Source organism: Saccharopolyspora tripterygii (assembly GCF_054778355.1).
Window position 1 is genome coordinate 60,637 of the sequence record NZ_BAAGZP010000001.1, and the last position, 24,894, is coordinate 85,530.

A 24,894-nucleotide genomic window follows, 5' to 3' on the forward strand; every position below is an offset into this window, starting at 1 on the left:
AAAACTGGGACCGGCCCGGGAGGAGTGAGAGGTGACCCGGCAGCGCAGGGTTAGTGGAACTCGTTCTGGGCTGCTTCCAGGCCCTTGGTGACCAGGGCTTCCACCGCGTCGGCGCAGAGATCGACGAAGTACGCGAGTTCCTTGCGCTCGGTCCCGGAGAAGTCCTTGAGCACGTAGTCGGCGGGATCCATCCGGCCGGGCGGACGCCCGACGCCGAACCTGACCCGCACGTAGTCGCGAGTGCCCAGCGACTTGGAGATGGACCGCAGCCCGTTGTGGCCGTTCTCGCCACCGCCCTGCTTGAGCCGGATCGTCCCGTAGGGCAGGTCCAGCTCGTCGTGGATGACGATCAGCGACTCGGGCGGGGTCTTGAAGAACTTCACCGCTCCCGCGACCGGGCCGCCGGAGAGGTTCATGAACGAACGCGGCTTGATCAGCACGGACCGGGACCCGGCCAGCCGTCCTTCGACGGCGTCCGCACCCGACTTGTGCGACTTGAACTTGCCGCCGATGCGCGCTGCCAGCTCGTCGGCGACGAGGAAACCGATGTTGTGCCGGTTGCCCTCGTAGCGGGGGCCGGGGTTTCCCAGCCCGACGATCACAGAAACCGCGTCCGCAGTGGTCACGGAAGTAAGTCTCCCTCTGGTCGAGGCGTGCCCCGCGCCGCCCCCCGGTGGGGAACGGCGCGGGAGCGCCCGACGTCTTCAGGCTCAGGCCTCTTCGGAGGCCGCTTCGCCCTCGGCGGTGGCCTCTTCCTCCTCGGAAGCGGTGTCCTCCTCCATGGAGGCCGAGGCCTCGGAGATGTTGACGACCAGGGTCTCCGGGTCGGACTGCAGGGTCACGCCGCGGGGCAGCTTGAGCTCGCTGGCGAAGAAGCGGGTGCCGATCTCGGCGCCCTCGATCGACAGCTCGACCTGCTCCGGGATGTGCAGGGCCTCGGCCTCGACCTCGACCTCGGTGAGCTCCTGGCTGACCAGGGAGCCGGAGACGGCGTCACCGTTGACCACGACCGGGACGTTGACGACGACCTTCTCGCCGCGCTTGACCAGCAGCAGGTCGACGTGCTCGATGTAGCCCTTGATCGGGTGGGCGGTGATGGTCTTGGTCAGCGCGAGCTCCTTGCCGGAACCCGCGACGTCCAGCGTCAGCACCGCGTTGTGGCCGTTCTCGCGGACGGCGCGGGCGAACTCGACGCTGGGCAGCGACAGGTGCTTCGGGTCGGAGCCGTGGCCGTAGAGGACCGCGGGGATCTTGCCGGCGCGGCGGGTGCGGCGGGCCGCTCCCTTGCCGAACTCGTTGCGCTGCTCGACTGCGATGGTTACCTCGGACACGGTGCTGCACTCCTTGATGACGTCGGGCGGAACGTGAGTTTGCCTGCGGCGGTGGGGCGCGCTGGGAGCGATCGACGGGCGCCGATGAGAACAGGCGCCGGGAGAGTGCGCGACATCAGTGCGCCGGAGGAGGAATCGACCGACCGTCACCGTGCCACCGCGCCGATCACGCCGGGCGTACGTCCCGACCTCGCCGAGGCAACCCGAACAGTCTAAACGGTGCTTGGATGGTCGTTTTCGCACGGGTGGACACCACGCCCGAACGTGCGGCGGCGGTGACTCCTCTTACACGTCCCCCGGCCGGGAATCCGCGCGGGTTCGACAGCGCTGGAGAGGGGTGGCAGGAACCCCATCGCCTGTCGGAAGAGACATTCCCGATCGCCCAGGAGTGAGCCCATGACCGTGTCCCAGACCGACCTCGTCCTCGACGCGGAGGCGCAGGACCTGCTGTTCCGCGACGCTCGCACGGCCAACACCTTCAGCGACGAGCCGGTCACCGACGAGCAGGTCCAGGCGATCTACGACCTGGTCAAGTGGGCGCCGACCTCGATGAACCAGCAGCCGCTGCGGATCGTGCTGCTGCGGTCCGAGGAGGCCAAGCAGCGCCTGCTGCCGCACCTGATGGAGGGCAACCGGGCCAAGACGGAGAAGGCTCCGCTCGTTGCGATCCTGGCGGCCGACACGGAGTTCCACGAGAACCTCCCGCGGGTCTTCCCGCACAGCCCCGGGGCCAAGGACATCTTCGCCGACCCCGGTTTCCGCGAGCAGAACGCGAAGCTGAACGCGACCCTGCAGACCGCGTACTTCATCCTCGGCGTGCGCGCCGCGGGTCTCGCGGTCGGCCCGATGACCGGGCTGGACGCGGGCGGCATCAACGCCGAGTTCTTCCCCGACGGCCGGCAGCAGACCCTCGTGGTCGCCAACATCGGCAAGCCCGGCGAGAACGCCTGGATGGAACGCCTTCCGCGCCTCGACTACGACGAGGTCGTCACCACCCTCTGACGTGTGATGGGAGGTTCACCTGAGGACCTCCCCACGTGGTGACCTCAGGTGTCCTCCGGGGACAGATCTCGTGGAACCCCCTGTGACGAGGGCGGGGAGGTTTTCATGAAAACTTCCCCGTGACGAGAGGGGGAGGTTTACATGAAAACTTCCCCACGGACGGCGGAAGGCCCCGGTCCGCTCGGACCGGGGCCTTCCGCGCTGGTGCGGGACGCCGTCAGGCGCGGCCGTCGAAGAGGCTGGTGACCGAGCCGTCCTCGAAGACCTGGTGGATCGCTTCCGCGACCAGCGGGGCGATCGAGAGGACCGTCAGGTTCTGGAACCGGCGCTCGTCGGGGATCGGCAGCGTGTTGGTCAGCACGACCTCCTTGGCTCCGCAGTTGGAGAGCCGCTCCACGGCCGGGCCGGACAGCACGGCGTGGGTGGAGGCGATGATGACGTCGCTGGCACCGGCCGCGAGCAGCTGCTCGGTGGCCTTGGTGATCGTGCCGCCGGTGTCGATCATGTCATCGACCAGCACGCACAGCCGGCCTTCGACGTCACCGACGACGCGGTTGGCGACCACCTGGTTGGGCTTGCTGGGGTCGCGGGTCTTGTGGATGAACGCCAGCGGCGTGCCACCCAGGTCGTCGGCCCACTTCTCAGCGACGCGCACACGACCGGAGTCCGGGGACACGACGGTGATGTTCTTGTCGGTGTAGGTCTCGCTGATGTAGTTCGCGAGCAGCTTCTGCGCCATCAGGTGGTCCACCGGACCGTCGAAGAAGCCCTGGATCTGGTCGGTGTGCAGGTCCACGACCATGATCCGGTCAGCGCCGGCGGTCTTGAACAGGTCTGCCATCAGCCGAGCCGAGATCGGCTCGCGGCCCTTGTGCTTCTTGTCCTGACGGGCGTAGCCGTAGAACGGGATGACCACGGTGATGCGCTTGGCGCTGGCGCGCTTGAGCGCGTCCACCATGATCAGCTGCTCCATGATCGCGTCATTGAGCGGCGTGCAGTGCGACTGGATCACGAAGGCATCGCAGCCACGAACGGACTCGTCGTACCGCACGAAGATCTCGCCGTTGGCGAACTGGTACGCGGCCTGGGGCGTGACCGTCACGTCGAGCTGCTTGGCCACCTCCTCGGCAAGTTCCGGGTGGCTGCGGCCGGAGAAGAGCTTGAGGCTCTTCTTCGGAGTCGCAGACATGGCACTCACGGTCATCGTCCCTCCCCGTTCGACGTCTCTGCGTCATCGGTCGGTTCATTGCCCAAAGCCCGCTGTGCGGCCTGGTCGGCGGCGGTGCCCGGGCGGCGCTTGGCCACCCAGCCATCGATGTTTCGTTGCCTCCCGCGGGCGACCGCCATCGCGCCCGGGGGGACATCCTGGGTGATCACCGAACCGGCGGCGGTGTAGGCGCCGTCGCCGATCTCCACCGGTGCGACGAACATGTTGTCGGCACCGGTCCGGGAGTGTGATCCGATTTTGGTGTGATGCTTGTTCACACCGTCGTAGTTGACGAAGACGGTGGCGGCGCCGATGTTGGACTTCTCGCCGATCGTCGCGTCGCCCACGTAGCTCAGGTGCGGCACCTTGGTGCCGTCGCCGATGTTCGCGTTCTTGGTCTCGACGAAGGTGCCGATCTTGCCGCCGGTGCCCAGCGAGGTGCCCGGTCGCAGGTAGGAGAACGGTCCGACGCTGGCGCCGGGGCCGATCTCCGCGCTGTCGCCGTGGGTGCGCACCACCTTGGCGCCGGGGTGGATCGTGCACGCGGTGAGCGTCGTGTCGGGGCCGACCGCGGCGCCTTCGCCGACGGTGGTGCCCGCCCGCAGCTGAACGTTGGGTTCGAGCGTCACGTCGCGGGCCAGCGTCACGTCGCAGTCCAGCCACACCGTGGCCGGGTCGACGACGGTGACGCCTTCGCGCATCCAGCGGGTCACCAGCCGTCGGTTGAGCTCCACGCCGAGCCGGGACAGCTGGACCCGGTCGTTGACGCCTTCGACCAGCCACGTGTCCGAGCAGATCAGGGTGCCGACGGAACGACCGTCCCCGCGGGCGATCGAGAGCACGTCGGTGAGGTAGAGCTCGCCCTGGGCGTTGTCGGTGGACAGCCGCTTGAGCGCGCCGGTGAGCACCTCGGCGTCGAAGGCGTAGACCCCGGAGTTGATCTCCGTGATCGCAGCCTGCTCGGCGGTGGCGTCCTTCTGCTCCACGATGCCGGTGACCTGTCCGTCGGCGTCCCGGGTGATCCGGCCGTAGCCGGTCGGGTCGTCGACGACCGAGGTCAGCACCGTGACGGCGTTGCCCGATCCGGCGTGCTCGTCGAGCATCGCGCGCAGCGTGTCGGCGTCGAGCAGCGGCACGTCGCCGTAGCTGACCAGAACCGTCCCGGCGAGGCCGTCGGGCAGCTCGGACAGGCCGCAGGACACGGCGTGACCGGTGCCCAGCTGCTCCTCTTGGACGGCGGTGGTGATCGGGCGGTCGATGGCGTCCGAAACCGAGTTCAGGTGCTCGGCGACGGCGTCGCGGCCGTGTCCCAGCACGACGACCAGCTGATCGGGATCGACTCCGGCGGCGGCGCGGACGGCGTGTTCGACGAGGGGTCGACCGCCGATCCGGTGCAGCACCTTCGGTGTCGCCGATCGCATCCTGGTGCCCTCCCCGGCAGCCAGCACGACCGTGCTGACCGGTTCCGGGTGCGCAGCAGCGCGCTGAGAGGAGGGCTGGGCGTTGTCGCCCTGGAGCATCAGCGCTCTCCCTTGATCTCTAGAAGCGGTCTGCCGAGACTCGGATCCCGCAGTGTGCGGACCCGGCGCCGACCGACGTGCCTGTTGCGTCCAAGCGGGTGAAGGGTAACCGCACGGGTCGTCCTCCACCTCCGGTGCCCCTGCCCTTCCGGCAGCAGCAGCGATGGTACCGCCGTTCGGTCGGACGGTCCCGGGAAACAGGCCTCTCTAGCTGGGCCAATGTGATCTTTCGCCCTCCGGTTGACAGCGCGCTTCAGCGTGCGTCCGGAGGGATCCAGACCGCTTGATCGATCTCGGAAGGTTGCTCGACCGGGGGAGGCTGGGCGGTGTTGCTGACTCCGGAGAGTGCTGTCACGCGGTTCCCGCCGTTGCGCTTCGCCTGGTACATCGCGGCGTCCGCGCGGGCGAGGACCTGCGCCGCGGACTCCTGCGGCCGCATCGCGACCACGCCGATCGACAGCGTCACCCCTCGGGACAGCTCCGGCGCCAGCCGGTCGACGGCCTCGACGGTGCGGTTCAGCGCGGCCTCGGCCGCGGCCAGCGTCGCTCCCGGCAGCAGGACCACGAACTCGTCACCGCCGTACCGGGCGACGAAGTCGTCGGTGCGCAGCGTGTCGCGCAGGTTGCCCGCGACGGTGCGCAGCACGTCGTCGCCTTCCGCGTGCGAGCAGCGGTCGTTGACGCCCTTGAAACCGTCCAGGTCGACCAGCGCGACCGCCAGCGGCTGCACGTCCGGGGCGCTGAGCAGCGTTTCCAGCCGGTCGTCGAGCGCCCGCCGGTTGGACAGCCCGGTGAGCGGGTCCTCGCGGGCCTGCCGGGTGATCGCGTCGTGCTTGTGGCTCAGCCGCGAGTTCTCCAGCCGGGTGGCCAGCGTGGACACCCGCGTCTCGCGCATCGCCCACAGCTCGGTCTCCAGCTCCAGCGCGTAGTCGCGCAGCGCGTCCCTGGGACGGTCCGGCGCGAGCTCGGTGAGCAGCGCGAACTCCCGGGCGAGCGAGATCCGCAGGGTCGGTTCGGAGGTGTCGTGGCTGAGGCTGGTCAGCGTCTCCGACAGCACCCGCACCGCGTCGTCGCGGTGATCGCCGCGCACCAGGCAGCGGGAGAGCGCGATCGCCATGATGATCTGCTCGCGCGGGTGCATCGAGCGGTCGAGGTGGCGCATCTCCTCCAACCGCGTGATGTGGTCGGCGGACGGGGCGGCGAGCGCGTGCGCGGCGCCCAGCACGGGCATCTGCTCGGCGGCGGTCCGGTTCGACACGCGCGGGAACAGCGATTCCCGCCACGGGCCCTCCACCGCGACGGCGAGGGCGGAGGCGGTGGAGAACTGGCTCGCGGCCTCGTCCTGCAGCCCGACGCGCTCCAGTCGCAAACCCCAGCCCAGCTGCATGCGGCAGCGGTTGATCATGTGCACGGCGATCTCGTGCGGCCCGCCGCTCTCGCGGATGCGCTGGTGGGCGCGGGCCATCACCTCGTCGGCCATCTCGTAGACGCCCAGCTGGGTCAGCACGAGACCGATGTCGATCAGCGAGGTCGCCAGCAGCCTCTCCCAGGAGCGCCTGCCGAGCGTGCGGTCCGGGGCCAGCTCCTCGTCGAGCATCGCCAGCCCGTGCGCGACCTCGGACAGCGCGGTGTCCTCGGCGCCCAGGAGCAGGGCGCGGCGACCGCGCAGCGCGTGCGCGTCGGCCTGCAGCACCTCGAGGCCGTGGCGCTTGGTGTGGGTGAGCAGCTCGTCCAGCAGCAGGTCGGCGCTGCCCACCAGTTCAGAGGTGGTCAGGCGCATGGCGGCGCAGTGCCGGAGGAGTTGGGCGACGATGCGCGGTTCTCCCCGGCGCTGGGCCTCGGCCAGCAGGTTGTCGGCTTCGCGAATCGTGCTCGACTGGCCGGCCGGGTCGCTGTGCTGGCCGACTGCGTTGAGTTCGCGGGCACGACCCACCAACCACGCGTCGGAAACCTCACCCAGCGTGGTCACCGGTTCTTCGCGCACGGCGGCAGTGTCGTCGCGCAGCGGCGCACACCCCCTGTTCACCTTGTCTCCCGGGCGTCCCGGGCGGTGCGCGTCGCCGCGCACCGCGTCGGGCCCGGGAGGGCTGCTCGCTCCGCCGCCAGGATTCGAACCTGAACCATCGGAACCAAAATCCGAGGTGCTGCCTTTACACCACGGCGGATTGGGCGCGTTGGGCCCCCGGAACCGGGCGTTGTGCACCGGCGCCGCAGCGTGAGCTTACCGGTCGATGACAACGCCCGGTGGCACCCTGCCGAGATCGTCACGTGGCCGGCCGAATCCGAATGCCGGCCCGGGTTCTGGGGTGGACGTGGTCGCGGCGCCGGGCGGCAGGGCGGCGCGAGGGGCTGCCGTCGTTGCGGTCGGGGAGTCGCGGGGAGTCGGGGGCTGAGGCTCGGAAGCCCGCACGGCTGGTTCTGGGCAGGCACACCGTGGAGACGGAACGCGGCGGAGCCCGGTTGCACGGGGATCGACAGACGATCGGGTGAACGAACACGGCCCTGACACGCCCGAAAAGCATCGACACGCCGCATTTTTCCTCCGGGGGGTGACGATTTCGCATCGAACAACTTACGCTAGCGTAGGTTACGGTCCCGTAGGGTGGAGGTGTTGCGAGGCCGTGATCTCGGTCGTGGAACCGAAGTTTTCCCACCTCCTCAAGCCATTCGAGGTATTGAGCATGACCGCAGCAACTGAGGACGTTGCTCCCCCGAACGCCGAGTCCGGGCCGAAGCCGCTGACCAGTGGGCCTCAGTCCGTCGGACGGTCGTCCCTGGTGTACGCGTTCCTCCTGATTCCCATGGCCGCGCTGGTCGCCTCCATCCCGTTCGTGTGGGGCTGGGGAATCGGGCCCGTCGACATCGCCCTGGCCGTCGCGTTCTGGGGCATCAGCGGCCTGGGCGTGACCGTCGGGTTCCACCGGTACTTCACGCACGGCGCCTTCAAGGCCAACCGCGGCGTCAAGATCGCCCTGGCGATCGCCGGGATGATGTCGGTCCAGGGGCCGGTGATCACCTGGGTCGCCGACCACCGGCGGCACCACGCCTTCTCCGACCGCGAGGGCGACCCTCACTCGCCGTGGCTGTTCGGCACCTCGGCCCTGGCACTGACCAAGGGCTTCTGGCACTCCCACATGGGCTGGATGTTCCACCGCGAGCTGACCAACGAGGACCGCTTCGCGCCGGACCTGCTCAAGGACCGCGACATCGTCTGGGCAAACAAGCTCTTCCCGGTGTGGACGGCCGCCAGCCTCCTGCTGCCCGCGCTGCTCGGCGGGCTGTTCACCTGGTCGCTGTGGGGCGCGTTCACCGCGTTCTTCTGGGCCGGTCTCGTGCGCGTGTCGTTCCTGCACCACATCACGTGGTCGGTGAACTCGATCTGCCACATGATCGGTGAGCGCCCGTTCAAGAGCCGCGACAAGGCCGCCAACTTCTGGCCGCTGGCGATCCTGTCCTTCGGCGAGTCCTGGCACAACTCGCACCACGCCGACCCGACCTGCGCGCGGCACGGGGTGCTGCGCGGTCAGCTGGACATCTCGGCGCGCACGATCTGGTTCTTCGAGAAGCTCGGCTGGGCCTGGAAGGTCCGCTGGCCCAACGAGAAGCGCCTCGCGCGCATCGCGGTCACCGACCACAAGGGCTGACCGCTCACGATCGAGAGGTGCCCGTGCGGTGCGACCGCGCGGGCACCTCCATGTCCCGGGCCTGCGCCTCGCGTGCCGGTCCCTCGCCTAGGGTGGGTCGAGTGGCAGGACGGAGACGCGGGCGGAACGCGCCCGAACCGGCAGCGCAGACGCGGGCTCCGGCCCGTGCGCGCGCCCGGATGACGGGCAAGGAACGACGGCAGCAGCTGCTGGACGTGGCTCGCGCGCTGTTCGCGGAGAAGGGCTTCGACGGCACCTCCATCGAGGAGATCGCCCACCGCGCCTCGGTGTCCAAGCCGGTGGTCTACGAGCACTTCGGCGGCAAGGAAGGCGTCTACGCGGTCGTCGTCGACCGCGAGATGCGCGACCTGCTCGACCTGATCGTCTCGGCGCTCGACGCCGGTCACCCGCGCGTGCTGCTGGAGCAGGCCGCCCACGCCCTGGTCGACTACATCGACGAGAACACCGACGGCTTCCGCGTCCTGGTGCGCGACTCGCCCGTCGCCAGCAGCAGCGGGACCTTCTCCAGCCTGCTCAACGACATCGCCAGCCAGGTCGAGCACATCCTCGGCCTGCAGTTCAGCGCCCGCGGCTACGACGCCAAGCTCGCGCCGCTCTACAGCCAGGCGCTCGTGGGCATGGTCGCCCTGACCGGCCAGTGGTGGCTGGAGGCGCGCAAGCCCAAGAAGGAAGAGGTCGCCGCACACCTGGTGAACCTGGCGTGGAACGGCCTCTCCCACCTGGAGCACAAGCCCAAACCAACGATCCGCTGACCCCGTGCGCCAGGTGGTCCCCAATTTCTTAAGTATTTGACGTTCACCCGGGTGACGTGCAAATACCTGGGAAATTGGGAAGGGCCACTACGGCAGGGTGACTCTTAGGAGTTCGTCGTCGGTGCCGTTCGAGGTCGTTACGTAGAGGCTGCCGTCCGGTGCCTGCCGGGCCGCGCGGAGCCTGCCGTGGGTGTTGTCGAGTTCGGCGGGGATCTCCGGCGGGGACAGCGCGCCGTCCGGGCCCGGGCGGAAGATCAGGAGCTTGCTGCCCTTCAGCGCCGGGACCGCCAGGGCTCCGTCCAGCTCGCCCCACTGGGGGCCGGTGAGGAACTCGGCGGCGCAGACCGCTTCGGTCGGAGAGCCGGAGGACCACACCGCGGGCACGGCGTCCGGGAAGCGCTGCAGGTCGGTCATCGGAACCGACTCGTCGTACTCGTCGGTGGTGCCTCCCCGCGACGGGTCCCAGCCGTAGTTGCCGCCGGGCCGCAGGACGTTGACCTCGTCGTCGACGTCGGGCCCGTGCTCGGCGAGGAACACCCGGCCGTCGGGGTGCAGCGCCACGCCCTGCGGGTTGCGGTGGCCGTAGCTGTAGACGAGCCGCTCGTGCGGGTCGGCGGAACCGGCGAACGGGTTGTCCGGCATCGGCTCCCCGGTGTCGAGGTTCATCCGCAGGACCTTCCCGCCGAGCGAGGTGCGGTCCTGCGAGAGCGGAGCTTGAGCGGTGTCTCCGGTGCTGACCAGCAGCGATCCGTCGGCGCCGAGCTCGGGACGGCAGCCCGAGTGCCTGCCGGAGGCGCTGAGCGGCAGGCCCGTGAGCAGGTCCGAGACGCGGTCCGCGCGGGAACCGTCCTCGGCGAGGCGCCAGTTGACCAGGCGGATGTCGACCGGGTTGCCGCCCTCCTGGTGGGTCTGGCAGGTGATGAAGGTGCGGTTGTTGGCGAAGTCGGGGTGCACGAGCAGGCCCATCAGCCCGCCCTCGCCTTCGTCCTGCACGGAGGCGAGATCGGCCTGCACCTCGCGGGTGTCGCCGCCGCTGACGAGCGCGAACTTCCCGGGGCGCTGGCTGATCAGGGAGCTGCCGTCGGGCAGGAAGCCGACGTCCCACGCGTGTTCGAGGCCGGAGGCGACCGTCTCGACCTTCAGCTGCGGCGCCGAGGCGTCAGCGGGGTTCGGGGGAGCCGTCGCACAACCGGCGGCCACCAGGGACAGGACCAGTGCTGCGGTTCTGATTCCTGACATGTAGATCAGTGTTGCAGCGCTCACGTCTCCGCCAACGGGTCGTCGTGTTTCCGTCATACCTGCGTCGTAGGCTGGTGTTCCCACTCCAGGGTGGCAGCCGCCTCGGCCCATCTTTCCCGGGCAGAGGTGTGTCCGCATTCGCTTTTCTCCGCTGCGAGGTTGCTCCATGAGCCAGGCCGGTCCCCTGCGCGGACTGCTCGACAACGTGCTGCGCGATCCCGCTCTGCGGCGTCTGGTGGATGCCGCAGACAGCCCGCGCCTGGTCGTGGAAGGGCCCGCCGCCGCGCGCCCGCTGACCGCCGCCGCGCTCGCCGCCGGGGCCGACCGGCCGGTGCTGCTGGTCACCGCCACCGGCAGGGAGGCGGAGGAGGCCGCAGCCGCGACCGCCGACCTGCTCGGCGCGGACGGCGTGGAGGTCTTCCCGTCCTGGGAGACGCTGCCGCACGAACGCCTGTCGCCGCGCGCCGACACCGTCGGCCGCAGGCTCTCGGTGCTGCGCAGGCTGGCCCACCCCGAGGAGCACCCCTGCGGGCAGATCCGGGTGCTGGTCACCACGGTTCGCAGCCTCATCCAGCCGATCGCGCCCGGTCTCGGCGAGCTGCGCCCGGTCCGGCTGTCGGTCGGCGTCGAGGTCGACTTCCAGGAGACCGTCGAGCACCTGTCAGCGCTGGCCTACGACCGCGTCGACATGGTCGAGAAGCGCGGCGAGTTCGCGGTCCGCGGCGGGATCGTCGACGTCTTCCCGCCCACCGAGGAACACCCGCTGCGAGTCGAGTTCTGGGGTGACGAGGTCACCGAGATCCGCCCGTTCTCGGTCGCCGACCAGCGCTCCCTGCCCGAGTCCACCGACACCGACCTCACCGCGCCCGCCTGCCGCGAGCTGCTGATCACCGAGCAGGTCTCCGAGCGCGCGGCCAAGCTCGCCGAGCAGCACCAGGCCGACCCGCACCTCTCGGAGATGCTCGGCAAGATCGCCGGCGGTGCCCCCGTGGAGGGCATGGAAGCCCTCATCCCGGCGCTGTGCGAGGGCGAGATGCAGCTGCTCAGCGACCTCGTCCCGGCCGGTACCCACGTCATCCCCGCCGACCCGGAGAAGATCCACGCGCGCGCCGCCGACCTGGTGCGCACCGGGCAGGAGTTCCTCGAAGCGTCCTGGATGGTCGCCGCCGACGGCGGCAAAGCCCCCATCGACCTGGGCGCATCGGCCTACCGGGGCCTCGCCGAGGTCGCCGAGCACACCCGCGAGCTCGGCCTGCCCTGGTGGCCGCTGACCCAGCTGACCAGCGAGGAAGGCGAGGACGACGAGGTCATCCGGCTGACCCTCAAGCAGCCCGACGCCTACCGCGGCGAGATCGAGCGCGCCTTCACCGACCTGCGCGCGCACATCGCCTCGGGCGGCGCGGCGGTCGTGGTCGTGGCCGGTGCCGGCACCGCCCAGCGCGCCGCGCAGCAGCTGCGCGAAGCGGAGCTGCCCGCCTCGCTCGCCGAGGACGGGCTCGCCGAAGAACCCGCCTCCGGCGTGGTCACAGTGGTGCGCGGCGGGCTCGAAGACGGTTTCGCCGCACCCGAGATCGCGCTGGTGGTGCTCACCGAAGCCGACCTGACCGGCGGCAGGCACGGCACCTCCACCAAGGACATGCGCCGGATGCCCTCGCGGCGCCGCAACGCCGTCGACCCGCTGGCGCTCAAGACCGGTGACTACGTGGTGCACGACCAGCACGGCATCGGCAAGTACGTCGAGATGGTGCAGCGCACCGTCGGTGGCGCGACCCGCGAGTACCTGGTGCTGGAGTACGCCTCCAGCAAGCGGGGCCAGCCCGGTGACCGGCTCTTCGTGCCCACCGATCAGCTCGACGAGGTCACCCGCTACGTGGGCGGCGAAACCCCGACGCTGAACCGGCTCGGCGGCTCGGACTGGAAGAACACCAAGGCCAAGGCGCGCAAGGCCGTCAAGGAGATCGCCGCCGAGCTCGTGCAGCTCTACGCCGCGCGGCAGTCCTCGCCGGGCCACCCCTTCGGCGCCGACACCCCGTGGCAGCGCGAGCTGGAGGACGCCTTCCCGTACACCGAGACCGGCGACCAGCTCGCCGCGATCGACGAGGTGAAGGGCGACATGCAGCGCTCCGTCCCGATGGACCGGGTGATCTGCGGCGACGTCGGCTACGGCAAGACCGAGATCGCGGTGCGCGCGGCGTTCAAGGCCGTCCAGGACGGCAAGCAGGTCGCGGTGCTGGTGCCGACGACGCTGCTCGCGCAGCAGCACCTCAACACCTTCGCCGACCGGATGCGCTCGTTCCCGGTGACCGTCAAGGGACTGTCCCGCTTCACCGACCCGGCCGAGTCCGAGCAGACGGTGAAGGGGCTCGCCGACGGCGAGGTCGACATCGTCATCGGCACGCACCGCCTGCTGCAGACCGGCGTGCGCTACAAGGACCTCGGCCTGGTGATCGTCGACGAGGAGCAGCGCTTCGGCGTCGAGCACAAGGAGCACATCAAGGCGCTGCGGACCCACGTCGACGTGCTGACGATGTCGGCGACGCCGATCCCGCGCACGCTGGAGATGAGCATGGCCGGCATCCGCGAGATGTCGACCATCCTGACCCCACCCGAGGAGCGGCACCCGGTGCTGACCTACGTCGGCGCCTACGACCCGAAGCAGGTGGGCGCGGCGATCCGCCGCGAGCTGCTGCGCGACGGCCAGGTGTTCTTCGTGCACAACAGGGTCAGCGACATCGAGAAGGCGGCCCGCCAGCTGCGCGAGCTCGTCCCGGAGGCGCGGATCGTCACCGCGCACGGCCAGATGAACGAGGAGCGGCTGGAGAAGATCATCCAGGGCTTCTGGGAGCGCGAGCACGACGTGCTGGTGTGCACCACGATCATCGAGACCGGCCTGGACATCTCCAACGCCAACACGCTCATCGTGGACCGCTCGGACATGCTCGGCCTCGCCCAGCTGCACCAGCTGCGCGGGCGCGTCGGCCGGGCGCGCGAACGCGGGTACGCGTACTTCCTGTACCCGCCGGAGAAACCGCTCACCGACACCGCGCACGACCGGCTGGCCACGATCGCGCAGAACTCCGAGCTCGGCGCAGGCATGGCCGTGGCGATGAAGGACCTGGAGATCCGCGGCGCGGGCAACATCCTCGGCGCCGAGCAGTCCGGGCACATCGCCGGCGTCGGCTTCGACCTCTACGTGCGGCTGGTGGGGGAGGCCGTGGACGCCTTCCGCAAGCACGCGGGCGCCGAACCCGCCGAAGGCGAGGAAGAGCTCACCGACGTGCGGGTCGATCTGCCGATCGACGCGCACATCCCGCACGACTACGTGCCCGGCGAGCGACTGCGCCTGGAGGCCTACCGGAAGCTGGCCGCAGCCGCGAACCCCGACGACCTGGAGGTCGTGCGCGCCGAGCTCACCGACCGCTACGGTCCTCTGCCCGAGCCGGTGGAACGGCTGCTCAAGGTGGCCCGCTTCCGCCAGGTGTGCCGCGAGCACGGAGTCCGCGAGGTGACGTTGCAGGGCACGTCGTTGCGGTTCGCCCCGCTGGAGCTGCCCGACTCCAAGCAGGTCCGGCTCAAGCGCCTCTACCCGAAGGCGGTCTACAAGCCGGCGCTGCGCACGATCTCGTTGCCGCGTCCTACCGAAGGTGCGGCCGGGGGCCGGATGGGAGCGCCGCAGCTGCGAGATGAAGCGCTGCTCGAGTGGTGCGCTCAGTTCCTGGAAACGCTTACGGCTGACCCTGTTCCGGCTTAAAGCTCTGTGGTCTTGCTGCTTGACTGAGAAGCCGGCTTCGCCGGTTGCCTGACGTGGGTCGTGGGGAAGTTTTCATGAAAACTTCGGTCTCGCCCCCAGCAGGAGCCTGAGAAAGCACCTTCGGTGCTTGCCTGACGGAGCTCGGCTGTTGGTCGCGCCTCTCGTTGGTTGGCGAGATGTTGACTTCGGACAGTGTTTCGTCTTCATCTGAGGGTTACTTCGTGAGAAGGTGCCCGCGTGACGATCTCGCTGCGCCGTGGCCGCCTGTTCGCCTCCCTCGCCGTCGCCGGTGTGCTGCTGTCGGGTTGTGGGTCCGGGCCCGGTCAGGCCGGGGCCGCCGCGATCGTGGGTGATCAGCGGATTCCGGTGTCCGACGTGCAGTCCTGGTTCTCCGAGGTGCTGGCCAAGGAGCCGGAGCTGAAACCGCAGCTGCGGCAGCAGGGTCAGTTCGACGAGCTCGGCCGGAGCCTCGCCGCGCAGCTCGTGCGCCAGGAGCTCGTCGCGCAGGCGGCGCGGGAGGACGGCCTCACCGTGTCCGAGCAGCAGGTCGACGACATGATCAACCAGTGGGGCGGTCCGCAGGCGACCGAGGGCAAGATCTTCACGCCGCAGAACCTGCGCGAGATGGCGCGCACCGAAGCGCTGGTGACGGAGCTCGGCAGGCGTCACTTCGACGGTCTCGCGGTCACCTTCGACTTCACCCAGGCCACCACCCGCTCCGAGGCCGACCGCAAGGCCCACCAGATGGCGCGCGGCGACGCCGCGGTCCGCGACCTCATCGCCGCCGACGCCAAGGCGGGCGTACCGGCCGCAGCCGGCCAGCACCTGCGCGCGGTGGACAGCCCGAAGCTCGCGGCCTCCACCCCGCTCTTCGGCGCCGAACCGGGAACGGTTCTGGCGTTCGAGCCCGAACCCAACTCGGGTCAGTGGCTGGTCGCGCTCATCCGCCACCGCGAAGCCGCGCCCACGCCGAACCCCGCGGGCGGTGTGGACGACCAGACCTTGCAGGGCGTCGGCACGTTCCTGCTGGGCGACACCGCCGATCGCGTCGGCGTCACCCTCAGCCCCCGCTACGGCGTGTGGGACCCGATCGGCCTCCAGGCGGCGCCGAACGAGGACGAGACCACCGGTTTCCGCATCGAGCCCGACTACCAGGCGCAGGACAGCTGACCGCTCGTCGCCGCGATCCCGCCATCGGCGGGATGTGAGGCACGTCGCTGACCCTCGGGTGTTGCCGGTTGGGACAATCGAGGCATGAGCGAGCTCCGGGTGGCCGAAGGCACGGCGATCGTCCTGGTCGACGACCGGCTCGGCGAGGCGTTGCCGACGGCCGCGTTGCCGCTGGTCCGCGAGGCCGGCGCCGTCTACGCCGACAGCGGCCTGTCGGCCTCGACCCGGTCCGCCCTGGGCGTTCCGGTCGTCCCGGAGGACGTCGTCGAGCGGGCGGCGTCCACGTCGGTCGTGCTGATCACCGGCGAGATCGACGCCACCGCCGAGGCGCTGCGCGCGGCCGGTGCGCAGGTCGTCGGAGCACCCGCGCCCGCCGGGGTGGAGCTGCTGGACGCCGTCAACGTGATGGACCGGTTGCGCTCGCCCGGCGGCTGCCCCTGGGACGCCGAGCAGGACCACGACTCGCTGCGCCAGTACCTCGTCGAGGAGACCTACGAGCTGCTCGACGCGATCGCCGAGAAGGACCGCGAAGCCCTGCGCGAAGAACTCGGCGACGTGCTGCTGCAGGTGCTCTTCCACGCCAGGGTCGCCGCCGAGGACTCCCGCGACCCGTTCGACATCGACGCCGTGGCCGCGGGTTTGGTCAGCAAGCTCGTCAGCAGGCACCCGCACGTCTTCGCCGACGACGCGACGGTGCTCGACACCGAGTCGCAGCACGCGCGCTGGGAAGAGCTCAAGCAGCAGGAGAAGCAGCGGGAGTCCATCGTGGACGGAGTCGCGCTCGGGCAGCCCGCGGTCGCCCTGGCCGCCAAGCTCACCCAGCGGGCGAACCGCGCGGGAATCCCGCTGGCCGCGATGCCTTCCGGGCAGGACACCGGTTCCGCGCTGTTCGCGCTCGCCGCAGCGGCCAAGCTGGACGGCATCGACCCGGAGGACGCGCTGCGCGGAGTGGCCCTGTCCTTCGCCGCGCGCGTCCGCGAAGCCGAGCGCAGCGCCCGGGAATCGGGAAGCACCGCGCTCACCGCCGACGACTGGTGCGCGCTGCTCGGCTCCTCTGCGGGATCCGATGCGTGAGCGCTGGGTGCTGGCGTTACCGCTGGTGCTCGCCCTCGCCGCCTGCTCTCCGCCGCCTCCGACCACCTTCGAGCTGCCCTCGGCGTCCGCTCCGCCCGACCCGGGCGTCAACCCGCCACCCGTCCGGCTGCTCGCGGCGGGCGAGTCGTCGCCCGAACGTCCGCAGGCGCAGCTGACCGACTGGTCCGAGCGGATGTCCGACGAGCTCAACGTCCCGCGCGCCGCGCTCCAGGCCTACGGCTACGCGCAGCAGATGATGAACGCCTCCGCGCCCGGCTGCGGGCTGACCTGGACGGTGCTGGCGGGCATCGGCGCCGTGGAGTCGAGCCACGGCAGGCACGGCGGTTCCCGGCTCGACGGGACGGGCAGGCCCGAACCCCGGATCATCGGTCTGCCGCTCGACGGCAGCGCCGGGGTCAAGCAGATCCACGACACCGACGACGGGGTTCTCGACGGGGATCCGGTGTGGGACAGGGCGGTTGGGCCGCTGCAGTTCATCCCGTCCACCTGGCGCGAGTACCAGGCCGACGCCGACGGTGACGGCGTCGCCGACCCGCAGGACGTCGACGACGCGGCGCTGACGGCCGGGCGCTACCTGTGCGCGGTCGGCCACGACCTGCGCGACGAGGACCGCTTCTGGTCCGCGCTGCTGGACTACAACCAGTCCCGCAGCTACGGCCAGGAAGTCCTCGACCACGCCGATCACTACGGGAGGACCAGCCGGTCACTGCCGGCAGAAGGATGATTCCGGAGGGTGGTCGGTGTCCTGAAGTGCTGGAACCCTGAGCTACCTGCAAGTAGCCTGTCCGGGTGATCAGGATCTCGCCAACGGTGCTCGCGGCCCTCGGACGCCTCGCGCTCGCCGTATCGCTGCTGGCTGCGCTGGTCGTCGGCGTCGCCCTGATCAACGTTCTCGGGGCTCCGCCGAAGGCGCAGGTGGCGGCACCACCGCGACCGGAGGACCCCGAGCCCGCGCAGGTCGCGCCCGGCTCCATCGCGCCACCGGTCGAGGCGCCGCAGGTGACCGAGGTCCAGCCGCAGCCCGAACCCGGGGTCGATCCGGTGCGGGAGTGGGCGAACCAGGTCTCGGCGTCCGTCGACATCCCGGCCCGCGCCGTCGTGTCCTACGTCAACGCGGACCTCGCGATGCGGCAGCACCAGCCCAGCTGCCAGATCTCCTGGACCACGCTGGCGGGCATCGGCCGCATCGAGTCCAACCACGGCCGCTTCGGCAACCGGCAGCTGCGCGAGGACGCCCGCCCGTCCGTGCCGATCATCGGCATCAAGCTCGACGGCGGCCCCAACGTGCGGCTCATCCCGGACAGCGACGGGGGAGCCCTCGACGGCGACGTCGAGCACGACCGCGCGGTGGGGCCGATGCAGTTCATCCCCTCGACCTGGCGCAAGTGGGCGACCGACGGCAGCGGCGACGGCCGAGGCGACCCGCAGAACCTCGACGACGCGGCCATCGCCGCGGGCCGCTACCTGTGTGCCAGCGGGCGCGACATGTCCACCGGCTCGGGCTGGTGGCAGGGCGTGATGTCGTACAACAACTCCGTCGAGTACGCCCAGAAGGTCTTCGGCCTCGCCGAGAACTACGCGGCCGCGGGCAACATCCGCCGCTGACCGCCCGGGATCGGCGTCAGGACGAGCGGACGGCGATGTGAGCGTTGATCTCGCCGAGGGCTTCCTGGTACGCGGGATCCGGGTACATGGTGGCGGCGAGGCGGAGCTGGGCCCTGGCCTCGTCCAACCGGCCCTGACGTTGCAGGGTGCGGCCGAGCACCAGGCGCGCGTAGTGGTCCGACGGGTCGAATTCCAGCAAGCGCAAGAAGGCTCGCTCGGCCTTGCGCAGCTGCGCGGAGAAGAAGTACGCCCGCCCCAGCAGCAGCTGCACGCTGGGCTCGTCGCGGGCGACGTCGACAACGGGTTCGAGGACGCGGAGGGCTTCCAGCGGGCGGCGCTGCGTGACCAGTCGCTCCGCTCGCCGGAACGCTTCGACGGTGCCTTCTGTCGTCATGGCGCGGACAACGTTAATTCGCGATCCACTGTTCCGAGACGTCCGACCGGATGGTCTTGTGGTGACGCAGAGGTGTCGGGCGCGCGTCGCCGGGCCGACGCCGAGGTGCCGTGACCTCCGCGAAGGCGAACGGACGGCGAACACCGGGTGCGGAGATCGAGCGGCGCAGATCACGGCATCGCGAGTCTGCGGCGAGCGCCGCGCGGGCCCGGTTAGGCTCGTAGTCGGTTGTCGGGGCGGACAGCCGGTTCGCGGCGTGCGGGAACGTCGTGTCGGTTGCTCACGTCCTATGAATCCAAGCTGGTTAGGAGCACACGTGGCGATCATCGAACAGGTCGGCGCCCGCGAGATCCTCGATTCGCGCGGTAACCCCACCGTCGAGGTCGAAGTGGCATTGGAGGACGGCACGCTCAGTCGCGCCGCGGTCCCCTCGGGCGCCTCGACCGGCGAACACGAGGCCGTCGAGCTGCGCGACGGTGACGCCGGCCGCTACGGCGGCAAGGGCGTGGAGAACGCCGTCTCGGCCGTGCTGGACGAGATCGGCCCCGAACTGACCGGCCTGGACGCCACTGAGCAGCGCGTGGTCGACCAGAAGCTGGTGGACCTCGACGGCACGCCGGACAAGTCCCGGCTGGGCGCCAACGCGATCCTCGGCGCCTCGCTGGCGGTGGCCAAGGCCGCCGCGGAGGCCTCGGAGCTGGAGCTGTTCCGCTACGTCGGTGGCCCGAACGCGCACGTCCTGCCGGTGCCGATGATGAACATCCTCAACGGTGGCGCGCACGCCGACACCGGTGTGGACATCCAGGAGTTCATGATCGCGCCGATCGGTGCGGACACCTTCGCCGACGCGCTGCGCTGGGGTGCGGAGACCTACCACGCGCTGAAGTCGGTCCTGAAGTCCAAGGGCCTGGCGACCGGTCTGGGCGACGAGGGCGGATTCGCCCCCGACCTGCCCAACAACCGCGAGGCGCTGGACCTGATCGCCTCGGCGATCGAGAAGGCCGGCTACAAGCTGGGTCGCGACATCGTGCTCGCGCTCGACGTGGCCGCCACGGAGTTTTTCACCGAGGGCACCTACAACTTCGAGGGCTCCAAGCGCACCGCCGACCAGATGGCGGAGTACTACCAGGAACTCGTGTCGGCCTACCCGCTGGTGTCCATCGAGGACCCGCTGGGCGAGGACGACTGGGACGGCTGGACCAAGCTGACCAAGCAGGTCGGCGACAAGGTGCAGCTGGTCGGCGACGACCTGTTCGTCACCAACCCGGAGCGCCTGGAAGACGGCATCAACAAGGGCGCCGCGAACGCGCTGCTGGTCAAGGTCAACCAGATCGGCACGCTCTCGGAAACCCTGGACGCGGTCAACCTGGCCACCTCGTGCGGCTACAAGAGCATGATGAGCCACCGCTCCGGCGAGACCGAGGACACCACGATCGCCGACCTGGCGGTGGCCACCGGCTGCGGCCAGATCAAGACCGGTGCTCCGGCGCGGAGCGAGCGGGTTGCCAAGTACAACCAGCTGCTGCGCATCGAAGAGGGCCTCGGCGACGCCGCTCGCTACGCGGGTGAGCTGGCGTTCCCGCGGTTCAACGCGGAGGGCTGAGCCATGCCGGCCGGGCGCGCATCCGATCCGCACGGGCGCGGCGAGCGGAACGTTCCGCCGTCGCGTCGACGGGTGCGCGCCCGCCGCGCCCCGGCGAAGGGGCGTCCGGCCGGCAACTCGCCCAGGAGCAACAACCAGCACCCGAAGCGCCGCCCGGCGAACCGCGCGAAGTCCAGCACAGGGGGAGCGTTCAAGCTCTCCTCGACGCGTCGCGCGGCCGTGCTGGCGCTGCTGGTGTGCGTGATGGCGCTGAGCGTCGCGGTGCCGCTGCGCACCTACCTCAGCCAGCGCGACGAGCTCGCGGCGCAGGAGACGCAGCGGGCGGAGCTGGAGATCCAGGTCCGCCAGCTGGAGCAGCGCAAGCAGGAGCTCTCCGACCCGGCGCAGGTCGAGGCGGAGGCGCGGGCGCGGCTCGGCTACGTCCGGCCGGGCGAGACGCCCTACATCGTGGAGGTCCCGCAGGCTCCGGCACCGCCGCCTCCGCGGGCACCCGGTGACGACGGGGTGCCGTGGTACGAGGAGATGTGGAACTCGGTGTTGGGGAAGGAATCGTGACGGTGGATACGTCGCAGGTCAGCGAGGCGGACCGGGAGTGCGTCCGGCGTCAGCTCGGACGTCCGCCCAGGGGCCTGCGCGCGATCGCTGCGCGGGACGCCTCCGGTGATCCGACCGTCGTGCAGACCTGGCCGCGGCTGGAGGACGGCACGCCGTTCCCGACGCTCTACTACTTGACGGCTCCGGACCTCACGGCCCACGCCTCGACGTTCGAGGCCGAGGGCTTGATGAAGGAGATGCAGGACCGCTTGGCGACCGACGCCGAGCTGGCCGAGGTCTACCGGCGGGCCCACGAGTCCTACCTGGCCGAGCGCGACGCGCTGGAGTCGCTGGGCACCGACGTCAGCGCGGGCGGGATGCCGGACCGCGTGAAGTGCCTGCACGTCCACATCGCCCATTCGCTGGCGAAGGGACCCGGCGTGAACCCGTTCGGCGACGAGGCCGTCAACCTCATCGCCGAACGCTGGCCAGAACACCGCTACCTCGTCAAGCCCTGACGCTGTTCCCCGACCTTCGCGCATGTCGGTGGTCACCCGGTCCCAGTTTTAGTCCAAACCGAGCCATGATCATGTCCGAAATGTCGGCTCAGCTATGACTAAAACTGGGAGCGGTCCTCACTGACCTGGGGCGATGCGGTCGAGGAGGTACTTCGGGTTGGCGATCGGGGTTGCGCCGAAGGTGCGGCCCGGTTCGGCCAGGCGCGTCTTGATGAAGGCGTCCGAGACCGAGGCCGGGGCGTAGCGCTGCAGCAGCGATGCCTGGAGCGTCAGCGCCACGGACTCCGCCAGCGCTCGTGCCCGCTCCGGGCGGGGGTCGGCCAGCTCCGCGCGGACGCGGCGCAGCGCGTCGTCGTAGGCGGCGTTCTCGCCCGCGGCGGCGTCGAGCTCGGCGAGCAGCGCGTCCCGGCTCGGCGGCTGCTTGGCCAGCGCGCGCAGCAGGTCGAGCGAGGTGACGTTCCCGGATCCCTCCCAGATCGACATCAGCGGCGCCTCGCGGTAGAGCCGGGGCATCCCCGACTCCTCCACGTAGCCGTTGCCGCCCAGGCACTCCAGGGCCTCCGCCACGACGTACGGAGCGCGCTTGCAGACGTAGAACTTGGTCGCGGGCAGTGCCAGCCGCAGCAGGTCGTGCTCCTCCTGCTCGACGGCGGCCGAGAGCCGCATCGCCAGCGTCGTCGCGGCCTCGGACTCCAGCGCCAGGTCGGCGACCACCTGCTGCATCAGCGGCTGGTCGGCCAGCCGCGCGCCGAACGCGCTGCGCAGCTGCACGTGGTGGGCGGCCTCCGACAGCGCGATCCGGATGTTCGCCGATGCGCCGAGCACGCAGTCCAGCCTGGTCATCGACACCATCTCGATGATGCAGCGGACCCCGCGCCCCTCCTCGCCGATGAGGTGCCCGATCGCTCCGGAGTACTCGATCTCGGACGAGGCGTTGGACTTGTTGCCCAGCTTGTCCTTCAGCCGCTGCAGCCGGATCTCGTTGCGGGTGCCGTCGGGCAGGACCCTCGGCACCAGGAAGCAGCTGAGCCCGTTCGCGGTCTGGGCGAGCGTCAGGAACAGGTCGTTCATCGGTGCCGAGGTGAACCACTTGTGCCCGACGAGCCGGTAGGTGCCGTCGGCCAGCGGCTCGGCGGTGGTCGTGTTGGCGCGGACGTCGGAGCCGCCCTGCTTCTCGGTCATCGACATGCCGGCCAGCAGCGCCCGCTTCTCCTGCGGTGGTCGCAGCCCGAACTCGTAGCGGTTGGCGGTCAGCTTCGGCTCGTACTCGGCGGCGAGCTCCGGCGACCAGCGCAGCGCGGGGACCGCGGCGTAGGTCATCGAGATCGGGCACCCGTGCCCGGCCTCGGCCTGGGACCACAGGTAGAACCCGGCGGCCCGGCGCAGGTGCGCGCCCGGTCCCTGACCCCACGGCGCCGCGTGCAGGCCGTGCGAGATCGCGCGTTCCATCAACCAGTGCCAGGAGGGGTGGAACTCGACCTCGTCGATGCGGTTGCCGTAGCGGTCGTGGGTCCGCAGCTGGGGGCGGTTCTCGTCGGCGAGCCTGCCGTGCTCGCGGGTTTCGGCCGAACCGGCCTCCAGCGCGAGCGGGGTCAGGTCGCCGACCGCGTACCGGGTGAGCGCCGATCCCAGCGCCGGGTCGCAGGCGAGCGGGTCGAAACCGGACAGCGGCGTCGCCTGGTTCGTCACCTGGTGGGTCGCTCCCACGCGCGGCTCGTCGATGAGCGTCATGCCCGGAGCGTAGGCACAAACGGCGGCGAGTTGAATGCCTCGCGCGATTGCGGCTCCATTCCGCGGGGGTGACGGTTTCGCTGGGGCGGCGCCTCCGCTGGAGCGGCTCGGTCGGGTGAAGTCGGGCGGCGAGCCCGCCAGGGGTGGTGTATCCAGGGATTCGGCTATTGGCGGATGTGCTCGACTCAGGCGTGGGGGTTTGACGAGTGGGGGACCGCAGGAAGCGCGACAAGGCCCGGCGGAACTACTACCGGGCGGGCGCTCCGGTGCGGGGGAGGAAGTGGCTGGCGGCCACCGCGATGGCGCCGATCCTCGCGCTTCCGGCCGCTCTGCTGAGCGCGTCGGCGCTCCCCGCGGGAACGGGGGCGCACTCCCCGGAGCTGCGGGAACTGGGCGCGAGCGGGAACCTGCCGCAGGCCCGCGAGCTCAACCCGGGCCTGCTGGACGAGGCCGCCGCTCCGGCGGAGCTCGGCGCGGTGCCGCAGGCCGCGCCCAGGGTGGAGCTGCCGACCGGTGAGCTCGGCATCCCGGAGCCCGTGCTGGCCGCGTACATGCAGGCCGCCCGCGAGGTGGAGCAGACGCAGGCGTGCGGACTGCACTGGTCGGTGCTGGCGTCGATCGGGCGCATCGAGTCGGGGCACGCCCGCAACGGGGACATCGACGTCCACGGCACGACGGCCCACGCGATCCTCGGCCCGCAGCTGTCGGGCGGTCCGGGCGTCGCGGCGATCCCGGACACCGACGCCGGCGCCCTCGACGGTGACCGGGTGTGGGACCGCGCGGTGGGGCCGATGCAGTTCATCCCGTCGACCTGGCGGAAGGTCGCGACCGACGGCAACCTCGACGGCGTCGAGAGCCCGCACAACCTGCCCGACGCGGCGGCCGCGGCCGGCACCTACCTCTGCGGGGGCGGCGAGGACCTGAGCGACCAGCGCGCTCTCGCGGCCGCCGTGTTCCGCTACAACCACTCCGAGGAGTACGTCCGCACGGTCCTGGTTTGGGCTGACGCCTACCGGCGCGGTGTCACCCCCACTCCGGCCGAGCTGGCACCGGAGACCAGCGACGTGCTGGCGGGCGCGCGGGCGACCGAGAACCTGGACGCGATGTCGATGCCGGAGCCCGAGCCGCTGACGATCCCGGGGATCGACCCGGTGCCGCTGCCGGAGGACCCGCCGCCGCAACCGCTCGCGCTGGCGGAGCCCGCTCCGGAAACCGCTGCTCCGCAGGCCGTTCCCGAGCAGCCGGTTCCCGAGCAGACGCCGCTGGTGGCCCCGGTGGAGCCGACCGCGCCGGAGCCGCCGTCCGCGCAGCCGACCCCGGAGACGAAGCCGGCACCGGAGACGAAGCCGGCACCGGAGACGACTCCGTCCCTGCCGACGACGTCGTCCCCGATGACGACTCCGGTCCCGGAGACGAAGCCGGCTCCCGAAGCGACGCCGTCCCAGCCACTGCTGCCGTCGTCGTCCACCCCGGCCGACGGGTTCGCCGAGCAGTGCGAGACGTCGCTGCTGGACCAGGGGGAGTTCGCGATCATCGAGCCGCACCCGGGCGACGAGCTGGAGCCGGGGGAGTCGACCCCGTTGCTCGCGCAGCCGGGCAACGAGGTCTTCACCGACGCCGAGGGCGTCGCGAAGGCCTGCACCGTCCCGGACGGCTACACCCCCAAGCCGCAGTAACCGCTGGACCCCAGCACCGGGCCGCCCACGTTTCACCCGAAATGTGGGCGGCCCGGCGCTTTTCCCGGCCCCCGTGCTGCCCGATAGCGTGGGGGAGCCGC

20 protein-coding genes and 1 tRNA gene are annotated in these 24,894 nt (G+C 70.6%); 12 read left to right on the forward strand and 9 right to left on the reverse strand.

Annotation, left to right across the window (positions count from 1 at the left end; all coding sequences use genetic code 11):
• Nucleotides 1–50: 50 nt before the first annotated feature.
• Both pth and ACYVF3_RS00330 read right to left on the reverse strand, forming a co-directional pair.
• Nucleotides 51–626 carry an aminoacyl-tRNA hydrolase gene (gene pth, locus ACYVF3_RS00325; protein ID WP_461152265.1) on the reverse strand — a complete coding sequence of 192 codons (576 nt, stop codon included), beginning with the start codon at nt 624–626 and terminating at the stop codon, nt 51–53.
• Between the two features lie 84 nt (nt 627–710).
• Nucleotides 711–1,331, reverse strand: coding sequence for a 50S ribosomal protein L25/general stress protein Ctc (locus ACYVF3_RS00330; RefSeq protein ID WP_461152266.1), 621 nt, complete (start codon nt 1,329–1,331; stop codon nt 711–713).
• Between the two features lie 396 nt (nt 1,332–1,727).
• Between ACYVF3_RS00330 and ACYVF3_RS00335 the strand changes: the two genes are divergently transcribed.
• Entirely contained in the window at nt 1,728–2,333 is a 606-nt protein-coding gene (locus ACYVF3_RS00335; protein ID WP_461152267.1) for a malonic semialdehyde reductase, read from the forward strand.
• Nucleotides 2,334–2,550: 217 nt separating this feature from the next.
• Here ACYVF3_RS00335 and ACYVF3_RS00340 read toward each other — a convergent pair whose 3' ends face one another.
• From ACYVF3_RS00340 to ACYVF3_RS00355, 4 genes are all read right to left on the reverse strand, one after another.
• Nucleotides 2,551–3,522: a ribose-phosphate diphosphokinase gene (locus ACYVF3_RS00340; RefSeq protein ID WP_461152268.1), complete on the reverse strand. Its 972-nt coding sequence runs from the start codon at nt 3,520–3,522 to the stop codon at nt 2,551–2,553.
• 11 nt (nt 3,523–3,533) lie between these two features.
• Nucleotides 3,534–5,060: a bifunctional UDP-N-acetylglucosamine diphosphorylase/glucosamine-1-phosphate N-acetyltransferase GlmU gene (gene glmU / locus ACYVF3_RS00345; RefSeq protein WP_461152269.1), complete on the reverse strand. Its 1,527-nt coding sequence runs from the start codon at nt 5,058–5,060 to the stop codon at nt 3,534–3,536.
• Between the two features lie 253 nt (nt 5,061–5,313).
• Nucleotides 5,314–7,086 carry a GGDEF domain-containing protein gene (locus ACYVF3_RS00350; protein ID WP_461152270.1) on the reverse strand — a complete coding sequence of 591 codons (1,773 nt, stop codon included), beginning with the start codon at nt 7,084–7,086 and terminating at the stop codon, nt 5,314–5,316.
• A 68-nt stretch (nt 7,087–7,154) separates the two neighbouring features.
• Nucleotides 7,155–7,225 (reverse strand) — tRNA-Gln (locus tag ACYVF3_RS00355).
• A gap of 516 nt (nt 7,226–7,741) precedes the next feature.
• On the opposite strand from ACYVF3_RS00355, the gene ACYVF3_RS00360 reads away from it, so the two are divergent.
• Together ACYVF3_RS00360 and ACYVF3_RS00365 are read left to right on the forward strand one after the other, a co-directional pair.
• Nucleotides 7,742–8,704: an acyl-CoA desaturase gene (locus tag ACYVF3_RS00360; RefSeq protein ID WP_461152271.1), complete on the forward strand. Its 963-nt coding sequence runs from the start codon at nt 7,742–7,744 to the stop codon at nt 8,702–8,704.
• Nucleotides 8,705–8,883: 179 nt separating this feature from the next.
• Entirely contained in the window at nt 8,884–9,477 is a 594-nt protein-coding gene (locus tag ACYVF3_RS00365) for a TetR family transcriptional regulator (protein ID WP_461152611.1), read from the forward strand.
• Nucleotides 9,478–9,564: 87 nt separating this feature from the next.
• On the opposite strand, the gene ACYVF3_RS00370 is transcribed toward ACYVF3_RS00365, so the two are convergent.
• A complete protein-coding gene (locus ACYVF3_RS00370; protein WP_461152272.1) occupies nt 9,565–10,716 on the reverse strand; it encodes a PQQ-dependent sugar dehydrogenase in 1,152 nt (383 codons plus the stop codon).
• 166 nt (nt 10,717–10,882) lie between these two features.
• Between ACYVF3_RS00370 and mfd the strand changes: the two genes are divergently transcribed.
• The 5 genes from mfd (at nt 10,883) to ACYVF3_RS00395 (ending at nt 18,337) form a co-directional block, all read left to right on the forward strand.
• Entirely contained in the window at nt 10,883–14,467 is a 3,585-nt protein-coding gene (gene mfd, locus ACYVF3_RS00375) for a transcription-repair coupling factor (RefSeq protein WP_461152273.1), read from the forward strand.
• A gap of 237 nt (nt 14,468–14,704) precedes the next feature.
• Entirely contained in the window at nt 14,705–15,637 is a 933-nt protein-coding gene (locus tag ACYVF3_RS00380; RefSeq protein WP_461152274.1) for a SurA N-terminal domain-containing protein, read from the forward strand.
• Nucleotides 15,638–15,721: 84 nt separating this feature from the next.
• Entirely contained in the window at nt 15,722–16,711 is a 990-nt protein-coding gene (locus ACYVF3_RS00385; RefSeq protein ID WP_461152275.1) for a nucleoside triphosphate pyrophosphohydrolase, read from the forward strand.
• Nucleotides 16,704–17,456, forward strand: a complete 753-nt coding sequence (locus tag ACYVF3_RS00390) for a lytic transglycosylase domain-containing protein (RefSeq protein WP_461152276.1) — start codon at nt 16,704–16,706, stop codon at nt 17,454–17,456. Before ACYVF3_RS00385 ends, ACYVF3_RS00390 begins: the two co-directional genes overlap by 8 nt.
• A gap of 65 nt (nt 17,457–17,521) precedes the next feature.
• Nucleotides 17,522–18,337, forward strand: a complete 816-nt coding sequence (locus ACYVF3_RS00395) for a lytic transglycosylase domain-containing protein (RefSeq protein WP_461152277.1) — start codon at nt 17,522–17,524, stop codon at nt 18,335–18,337.
• Nucleotides 18,338–18,353: 16 nt separating this feature from the next.
• Here the strand turns inward: ACYVF3_RS00395 and ACYVF3_RS00400 are convergent, their stop codons facing one another.
• A complete protein-coding gene (locus ACYVF3_RS00400; RefSeq protein ID WP_461152278.1) occupies nt 18,354–18,731 on the reverse strand; it encodes a tetratricopeptide repeat protein in 378 nt (125 codons plus the stop codon).
• Nucleotides 18,732–19,047: 316 nt separating this feature from the next.
• Between ACYVF3_RS00400 and eno the strand changes: the two genes are divergently transcribed.
• From eno to ACYVF3_RS00415, 3 genes are read left to right on the forward strand one after another with little or no spacing between them, the layout of a single operon-like run.
• Nucleotides 19,048–20,334 (forward strand): phosphopyruvate hydratase, encoded by a 1,287-nt coding sequence (gene eno, locus ACYVF3_RS00405; protein WP_461152279.1) that lies wholly within the window; start codon nt 19,048–19,050, stop codon nt 20,332–20,334.
• 3 nt (nt 20,335–20,337) lie between these two features.
• Nucleotides 20,338–20,889: an FtsB family cell division protein gene (locus ACYVF3_RS00410; protein ID WP_461152280.1), complete on the forward strand. Its 552-nt coding sequence runs from the start codon at nt 20,338–20,340 to the stop codon at nt 20,887–20,889.
• Complete coding sequence (locus ACYVF3_RS00415) at nt 20,883–21,386, forward strand: DUF501 domain-containing protein (RefSeq protein ID WP_461152612.1); 504 nt, start codon at nt 20,883–20,885, stop codon at nt 21,384–21,386. The genes ACYVF3_RS00410 and ACYVF3_RS00415 overlap by 7 nt, the downstream gene beginning before the upstream one ends.
• A gap of 117 nt (nt 21,387–21,503) precedes the next feature.
• On the opposite strand, the gene ACYVF3_RS00420 is transcribed toward ACYVF3_RS00415, so the two are convergent.
• Complete coding sequence (locus ACYVF3_RS00420) at nt 21,504–23,093, reverse strand: acyl-CoA dehydrogenase family protein (protein WP_461152613.1); 1,590 nt, start codon at nt 23,091–23,093, stop codon at nt 21,504–21,506.
• 230 nt (nt 23,094–23,323) lie between these two features.
• Between ACYVF3_RS00420 and ACYVF3_RS00425 the strand changes: the two genes are divergently transcribed.
• Entirely contained in the window at nt 23,324–24,793 is a 1,470-nt protein-coding gene (locus ACYVF3_RS00425; RefSeq protein ID WP_461152281.1) for a lytic transglycosylase domain-containing protein, read from the forward strand.
• Nucleotides 24,794–24,894 lie beyond the last annotated feature (101 nt).